Genomic DNA, 7,117 nt, shown 5'->3' with positions numbered 1-7,117 from the left:
CATCGCAGCTTGCCCCAGCGCCTTCAGGCGCTGGGGTCACGGATAGCCGGGGCGCGTTTCTTTGGGTACTTTCTTGCTGCGCGGCAAGAAAGTACCTCGCCCGCCGGGGCGAGTCCCGGCCTCTGGCCTCAAAACATGGCCCTGCGCTTGCCCGCTACGCGGGGGCTCCCGAGGAGCTCATGCCGTTTACTGGCCTAAGTGAACGGCATTACCCCGAGGGGGCTCTTTTTGCCTTGGGGCGGCCCGGCGATAAAAAAACCCGCATTCCTGCGAGTTCATGCTTAAGTGCTCTCCATAATTTCGCAGTAAACGTACCGATTCGTAAAATCGGCAGGTTTTCGCAGGCGCCAGCGCAGCCCACCGGTTGCCCAACGCCCCATCAAAGCCATTCATTGGAGACACCATGCAGGCTCTTCTTGCCCTATCCAGGGCCATCGACAGGCTCAATGCCTTCGTCGGCAAATACGCCATCTGGCTGATCTTTGCCTCCACCTTCATCAGCGCCGCCAACGCCATAGTGCGCAAGGCCTTCGACACCAGCTCGAACGCCTTCCTCGAAGTGCAGTGGTACCTGTTCGCCTGGTCGTTCCTGATCGCCGCGGGCTTCACGCTGCTGCACCGCGAGCATGTGCGCATCGACGTGGTCAACAGCCGCCTGTCCAAGAAGACCCAGGTGTGGATCGACATCCTCGGCTTCGCCTTCTTCCTCACCCCGCTGTGCATCGCCATCCTGGTGCTGGCCACGCCCGAGGTGATCCAGAAATACGTGTCCGGCGAAATGTCGGGCAACCCCGGCGGCCTGATCCGCTGGCCCGTGTGGTTCGCCATCCCGGTCGGCGTCACGCTGCTGATGCTGCAGGGCTGGTCGGAGCTGATCAAGCGCATCGCCTACCTGGCAGGCAAGGGGCCCGACCCCATGGGCAAGCTCGGCGAAAAGACCGCCGAGGAAGAGCTGGCCGAGGCCCTGCGCGCCGAAGCGCAGAAGAAGCAGGCCGAAGCCGCTCAGGCCGCGCCCGCCGCCCCCCGATAAGCCCGGCCAGGAGCTCTACAAGATGGAATTCATTACCACCAACTTCGCCCCGATCATGTTCGCGGGGCTGATCGCGTTCCTGCTGCTCGGCTTTCCGGTGTCGTTCAGCCTCGGCGCCTGCGGCCTGATGTTCGGCTTCATCGGCATCGAGCTGGGCGTGTTCCCCGCGTCGGTGATGGCGTGGCTGCCCCAGCGCCTGATCGGCATCATGGCCAACGACACACTGCTGGCCGTGCCCTTCTTCACGCTGATGGGCCTGATACTGGAGCGCAGCGGCATGGCCGAGGACCTGCTCGACACCGTGGGCCAGGTGTTCGGCCCGGTGCGCGGCGGCCTGGCGCTGGCGGTGATCTTCGTCGGCGCGCTGCTGGCCGCGACCACCGGCGTGGTGGCCGCCTCGGTGATCTCCATGGGCCTGATCTCGCTGCCCATCATGCTGCGCTATGGCTACGACCGGCCGCTGGCCAGCGGCGTGATTGCCGCGTCCGGCACGCTGGCGCAGATCATCCCGCCGTCGCTGGTGCTGATCCTGATGGCCGACCAGCTCGGCAAGAGCGTGGGCGACATGTACAAGGGCGCCTTCATCCCCGGCTTCATGCTGATGGGCCTGTACGTGGTCTGGGTGGCGCTGCTGGCCGTCTTCAAGCCCAAGGCCGTGCCCGCGCTGCCGCCCGAGGCCCGCATCTACCGCGAAGCCAACGGCAGCGGCGGCTATCCCTCGCTGATCGTGGTGATGGCCCTGTCGACCGCCGTCTCCCTCTTCCTGGCCGAGCACCTGGCCAGCATCCACACCTGGTGGCAAGGCACGGAAGTCACCTCGGTGCCCACCGACGAGAAGATCGTCACCGCGATGTGCGGCGGCACCTTCCTGGCCTTTGTGCTGGCCGGCCTCAACCGCGTGTTCAAGCTCGGGCTGCTGTCGCGCCTGGCCGAGCGCGTGACCTTCGTGCTGATTCCGCCGCTGCTGCTGATCTTCCTGGTGCTGGGCACCATCTTCCTGGGCATCGCCACGCCCACCGAAGGCGGCGCCATGGGCGCGATGGCCGCGCTGGTGATCGGCTTCGCGCGCGGGCGGCTGAACATGCAACTGCTCAAGCAGGCGCTGGCCTCGACCACCCGGCTCGCCAGCTTCGTGATGTTCATCATGATCGGCGCCACCGTGTTCAGCATGGTCTTCCAGGCGGCCGACGGCCCGAAGTGGGTGGAGCACCTGCTGTCCAGCCTGCCGGGCGGCCAGGTGGGCTTCCTGATCGTGGTCAACATCATGATCTTCTTCCTGGCCTTCTTCCTGGACTACTTCGAGCTGTCGTTCATCGTGGTGCCGCTGCTCGGTCCGGTGGCCGAGAAGATGGGGATCGACCTGATCTGGTTCGGCGTGCTGCTGGCAGTGAACATGCAGACCTCGTTCATGCACCCGCCGTTCGGCTTCGCGCTGTTCTTCCTGCGCTCGGTGGCGCCCGACAAGGCCTACACCGACCGGGTGACGCACCAGCGCATCGAGCCGGTCACCACCATGCAGATCTACAGGGGCGCGATTCCCTTCGTGCTGATCCAGCTGGTGATGGTGGGCACGCTCATCGCCTTCCCGGGCATCGTGACCGGCAACCTCGACAAGAAGGTCGAAGTCAACATGGACGCGGTGGGCGCGCAGATGCTCAATAGCCTCGAAAACCAGGGCGGCTACGACACCCCGGCCGACCCGATGGCCAGCCCCGACGGCGCGGCGCCCGAGGCGCAGGACTCGTCCGCCACGCCGCAGCCCGAGGCCCCGGCCGATGGCGGCTACGGCTCGGACGACCCGGCCAAGGAACTGCAGCAGGCACAGCCAGCCGAGCCTGCCGCCAAGTAGGCCAGGCCAAGGCCTCGCCCCAGCCCCGGCTTGCCGGGGCTTTTTCCTTTTTTGACACCAGGTGCCGCCCGGCCCCGCTTGCGCGACAGCGGCGCGGCATACACAATGCACCGGGCCACCATGGAAAGGCAGGTACGCCGGCATGCATTTTCTTCTTGCCATCAAGCGCTCCGCGATCGCGTGTGCGGTGGCGCTGCTCCTTGGCTTTCTCGGCATGGGCGCCCTGGGCGCGCTGCTCTACTATGCCGCCTACCCCGTGCTGGCCCCCTTCTACCGCAGCCTGAACGACTGGCAGGGCGACTGGGTCTGGAGTGCGACCATCTGGGCCGGCATGCTGTGGTCGGCCAGCTTTCTTGCCGCCGGCTGGCTCGGGCTGCGGCTGCAGCGGCAAGGCACCCCGGCCGGATGGCGCCGCGCCGCCTACGCAGCCGTGCTGTGGCTGGGCGCGGTGCTGGCGTGGGCGCTTGTCCTGGCGGTCGCCCACGAGTAAAAAAGACACCCCACGCTCCCCACTGCGTTGGGTCGCTGCCCCTCCGAGAGGGGTGCTTTTTCATCTTGGGGCGGCCCGGCGATGAAAATGGCTCCCCACGCTCCCCACTGCGTTGGGTCGCTGCCCCTCCGGGAGGGGCGCTTTTTTATCTTGGGGCGGCCCGGCGATAAAAATGGCTCCCCACGCTCCCCACTGCGTTGGGTCGCTGCCCCTCCAGGAGGGGCGCTTTTTTATCTTGGGGCGGCCCGGCGATAAAAAAAACGCCTTCCAGCGGAAGGCGGCACAGAGAGCGGCGGCGGCAATGGCGGCCGCGGGCACGGCCTTATTCCAGCTTCAGGTTCTGCTTCTTCACCACGTCCTTATAGACCGCGAACTCGGCCTTGATCTGTTCGGCGAACTGCTCGGGCGTGTTGGCGATCACCAGCGAGCCGGTGTCTTCGATGCGCTTTTTCACCGCCGGGTCGGCCAGCACCTTCTTGACCGCGGCGTTGAGCTTGTCCACGATCTCCTTGGGCGTGCCCTTGGGGCCAAGCAAGCCGTAGAAGGCCAGGCGGTTCACCGGCTCCAGCCCCACCTCCTTGAAGGTGGGCACATTGGGCAGCACCGCCAGGCGCTGGGGTGCGGCCACCACGATCGGGATCAGGCGGCCGTCCTTGATGAAGGGCAGCGACGACGGCAGGTTGTCGAGGTTCATGCTCACCTGGCCGGACACCACGTCGTTGAGCGCCGGGCCCGCGCCGCGGTAGGGGATGTGCGTCATGTGGGTGCCGCTCAGGTTCTTGTACAGCTCCATCAGCATGTGCTGGATGCCGCCGGTGCCCGAGGATGCGTACGAGTACTTGCCGGGGTTCTTCTTCAGCTCGGCGACGAAGCTCTTGTAGTCATGCCCGGGGAACTTGGGATTGACCGCGATGACGTTGGGCGTGCCGGCGATGTTGATGATCGGCACGAAGTCCGTCTCGGGGTTGTACGGGAACTTGGGCGTGATGGCCGGGTTGGTGGCCATGGTGGAGACGGTGGCGATGCTCAGCGTGTAGCCGTCGGGCGCGGCGCGCATGGCCTCGACCGCGCCGATCGTGCCGCCGGCGCCGCCCTTGTTGTCGACCACCACCGCCTGGCCCAGCTCGCGCCCCAGCGGGTCGGCGACCACGCGGGCGATGATGTCGGTGGTGCCGCCTGCAGCAAAGGGAACGATCAGGCGGATCGGCTTGCTCGGGTAGCTGGCATCGGCCAGCGCCGGGGCGCTGGCACAGGCCGCGGCTGCGGCGATCAGGGCCAGGCCCACCAGGTTTCTGCGTTGCATAAAGGATCTCCTTATTGTGAAAAGCGGCCATGGTCTCGCGCTGGGTAAGCGCAGAGCCACATGGCCGCGAAACGCGGATGCGAGTTGCGTTTATACCGGAGAAACGCACATGGCTTTTGCGGGCAAGCCCTAGATTTATTGATCCAGCGTAATGCCCTGCTTGTCCACCACCGCCTTGTAGGCGACGTATTCATCCTTCATCTGCTGCGCGAACTGCTCGGGCGTGTTGCCGAAGATCACCGAGCCGGTGTCTTCGATGCGCTTGCGCACCGCGGGGTCCTCCAGCGCCTTGCGCACCGCCGCGTTGACTTTGTCAACAATCTCCTTGGGCAGGCCGCGCGGCCCGACCAGGCCGTAGTAGGCCGAGCGGTTGGCCACGGCCACGCCCACCTCCTTGAAGGTGGGCACATCGCCCAGCCCGGCCACGCGCTGCGGCGCGGCGACGACGATGGCGTTGAGGCGCTTTTCCTTGATGAACGGCAGCGCCGAGGGCAGGTTGTCGAAGATCATGTTCACCTGCCCGGCCACGGTGTCGTTGAGCGCCGGGCCCGCGCCGCGGTACGGCACATGCTGCACGTCCACATGCTCCTCGCTCTTGACCATCTCCATCAGCAGGTGGCCGATGCTGCCGGTGCCCGGCGAGGCGTACGAGTACTTGCCGGGGTGCTTCTTCAGCTCGGCGATGAAGCCCTGGTAGTCCTTGGCCGGAAAGCTGGGATGCACCGCGATCACGTTCGGCGTGGCCGCGATGTTGATGATGGGCGTGAAGTCGCGCTGCACGTTGTACGGCATCTTGGGGTTGACCGCCGGGTTGGTGGCGGTGGTGGAGACGGTGGCCATGCCCAGCACATAGCCATCGGGCTGGGCGCGGGCCGTCTCGGCCGCGCCCACGGTGCCGCCGCCGCCGGAGCGGTTTTCCACCACCACCGGCTGCCCCAGCGCCTTGGCCAGCGGCTCGGAGATGACGCGGGCGATGATGTCGGTGGTGCCGCCCGCGGCAAAGGGCACGAGCAGGCGGATCGGCTTGCTCGGGTAGGCGGCCTGCGCCATGGCGGCGCTGCTGGCCAAGGCCAGCGCCAGGGCCATGCAGTGGCGGCGATCGATCATGGGGGAGCTCCTGTGGTTGGGGTTCGAACGCGCAATGCTAGGGCGTGTCATCAATCAAATCCCCCCGGCGAAAGCCGTGCGGGCGGTGCAGTGCAAGGCGCCCTGAGCGCGGTGTAGCCAGCTACATGAGCGAGGGGCAACGCCGCAATGCGCCGCCCGCACGGCTTTCCCTTCGGGCTGCTCGGCCATGCGGCGTCTGCTTTGTCGCACGGCTGGCCCATAGATGGCTATGGGCTGCGCCGCGCTTCGCGCATCCATCCGCATGGCCGAGCCAGCGCCGGGGGAATTTGATTGATGACACGCCCTAAAAGTAATCGCTTCCTCGCACCGCTTCTGGGGGACAGTGTTTTCCCGAAGCCGGGCATGCCTTCGGCTATGCTCGCGCGGTGAACTACGCCCAGCTCCTGTTCCCCGATTTCGCGCTGATCCTGATCGGCCACCTCATCTGCCGCTTCACCGCGCTCAACCGCAGCATCTGGCAGCCGGTGGAGGGGCTGGTCTACTACTTTCTGTTTCCCACGCTGCTGTTCTATTCGATCATCCGCTCGCCCATCGACTGGCAGGGCACCTCGAACCTGATGGCGGCCGGCGTGCTCGGCGGCGTGTGCGCCATAGCGCTGGCCTTCAGCCTGCCGCACCTGCCCTGGCTGGGCCGGCGGCTGAACGCGCAGGATGCCGCCGCCAGCGCCCAGGTGTCGTTCCGCTTCAACTCCTTCATCGGGCTGGCGCTGGCCGACCGGCTGGCCGGCGCCCAGGGCCTGCAGCTGATCTCGGTGCTGATCGGCGTGTGCGTGCCCATGTTCAACATCGCCGCGGTCTACCCGATGGCCCGCGGCTCGCAGGCCGGCTTCGTGCGCGAGCTGGCGCGCAATCCGCTGATCGTGGCCACCATCGCGGCACTGGCCTGCAATCTGCTGGGCATCCGGCTGCCGGCCTTGGTGGAGCCCACCGTGGCCCGCATCGGACAGGCATCGATCGCGCTGGGCCTGATGTCGGCCGGCGCGGGCATGCAGCTGGGGCTGCTCGCGCGGGGCAAGTGGCTGAGCGTGTCGGTGCTGTCCATCCGCCACCTGGTCTCGCCGCTGCTGGCCCTGCTGCTGGCGCACCTGCTGCGCCTGTCGCAGCTGCAGGCCACCATCTTGCTGACCTTCTCGGCCCTGCCCACCGCCTCGACCTGCTATGTGCTGGCCGCGCGCATGGGCTTCAACGGCCCCTTCGTGGCCGGGCTGGTGACGCTGTCCACGCTCGCCGGCATTGCCAGCCTGCCGTTTGCGCTGACGCTGCTGCAGTGGTGGCCGGCCTGAAGGAGCGTTGAGCGTTATGGGTTGAGCGTATTGC

6 protein-coding genes are annotated in these 7,117 nt (G+C 66.7%); 4 read left to right on the top strand and 2 right to left on the bottom strand.

Going from position 1 to position 7,117, the window contains the following annotated elements; genetic code table 11:
* Positions 1 to 403: 403 nt before the first annotated feature.
* The 3 genes from ACODRX_RS15485 to ACODRX_RS15475 all read left to right on the top strand — a co-directional run bounded on the left by ACODRX_RS15485 (position 404) and on the right by ACODRX_RS15475 (position 3,369).
* Positions 404 to 1,030, top strand: a complete 627-nt coding sequence (locus ACODRX_RS15485) for a TRAP transporter small permease subunit (protein WP_488872413.1) — start codon at positions 404 to 406, stop codon at positions 1,028 to 1,030.
* Between the two features lie 22 nt (positions 1,031 to 1,052).
* On the top strand, positions 1,053 to 2,879 hold the full coding sequence (locus ACODRX_RS15480) for a TRAP transporter large permease (protein WP_488872412.1): 1,827 nt from the start codon (positions 1,053 to 1,055) through the stop codon (positions 2,877 to 2,879).
* A gap of 142 nt (positions 2,880 to 3,021) precedes the next feature.
* Positions 3,022 to 3,369, top strand: coding sequence for a hypothetical protein (locus ACODRX_RS15475; protein ID WP_488872411.1), 348 nt, complete (start codon positions 3,022 to 3,024; stop codon positions 3,367 to 3,369).
* A gap of 322 nt (positions 3,370 to 3,691) precedes the next feature.
* Here the strand turns inward: ACODRX_RS15475 and ACODRX_RS15470 are convergent, their stop codons facing one another.
* Both ACODRX_RS15470 and ACODRX_RS15465 read right to left on the bottom strand, forming a co-directional pair.
* Positions 3,692 to 4,672 carry a tripartite tricarboxylate transporter substrate binding protein BugE gene (locus tag ACODRX_RS15470; protein WP_488872410.1) on the bottom strand — a complete coding sequence of 327 codons (981 nt, stop codon included), beginning with the start codon at positions 4,670 to 4,672 and terminating at the stop codon, positions 3,692 to 3,694.
* Positions 4,673 to 4,807: 135 nt separating this feature from the next.
* On the bottom strand, positions 4,808 to 5,779 hold the full coding sequence (locus ACODRX_RS15465; RefSeq protein ID WP_488872409.1) for a tripartite tricarboxylate transporter substrate binding protein BugE: 972 nt from the start codon (positions 5,777 to 5,779) through the stop codon (positions 4,808 to 4,810).
* Positions 5,780 to 6,165: 386 nt separating this feature from the next.
* On the opposite strand from ACODRX_RS15465, the gene ACODRX_RS15460 reads away from it, so the two are divergent.
* Positions 6,166 to 7,083: an AEC family transporter gene (locus ACODRX_RS15460; RefSeq protein ID WP_488872408.1), complete on the top strand. Its 918-nt coding sequence runs from the start codon at positions 6,166 to 6,168 to the stop codon at positions 7,081 to 7,083.
* The last annotated feature ends 34 nt before the right edge of the window (positions 7,084 to 7,117 follow it).

The sequence above is a fragment of the Comamonas sp. FG99 genome, from assembly GCF_057808605.1.
Note: the sequence above shows the minus strand (reverse complement) of the source record. Positions and strands in the feature narration are given on the sequence as shown.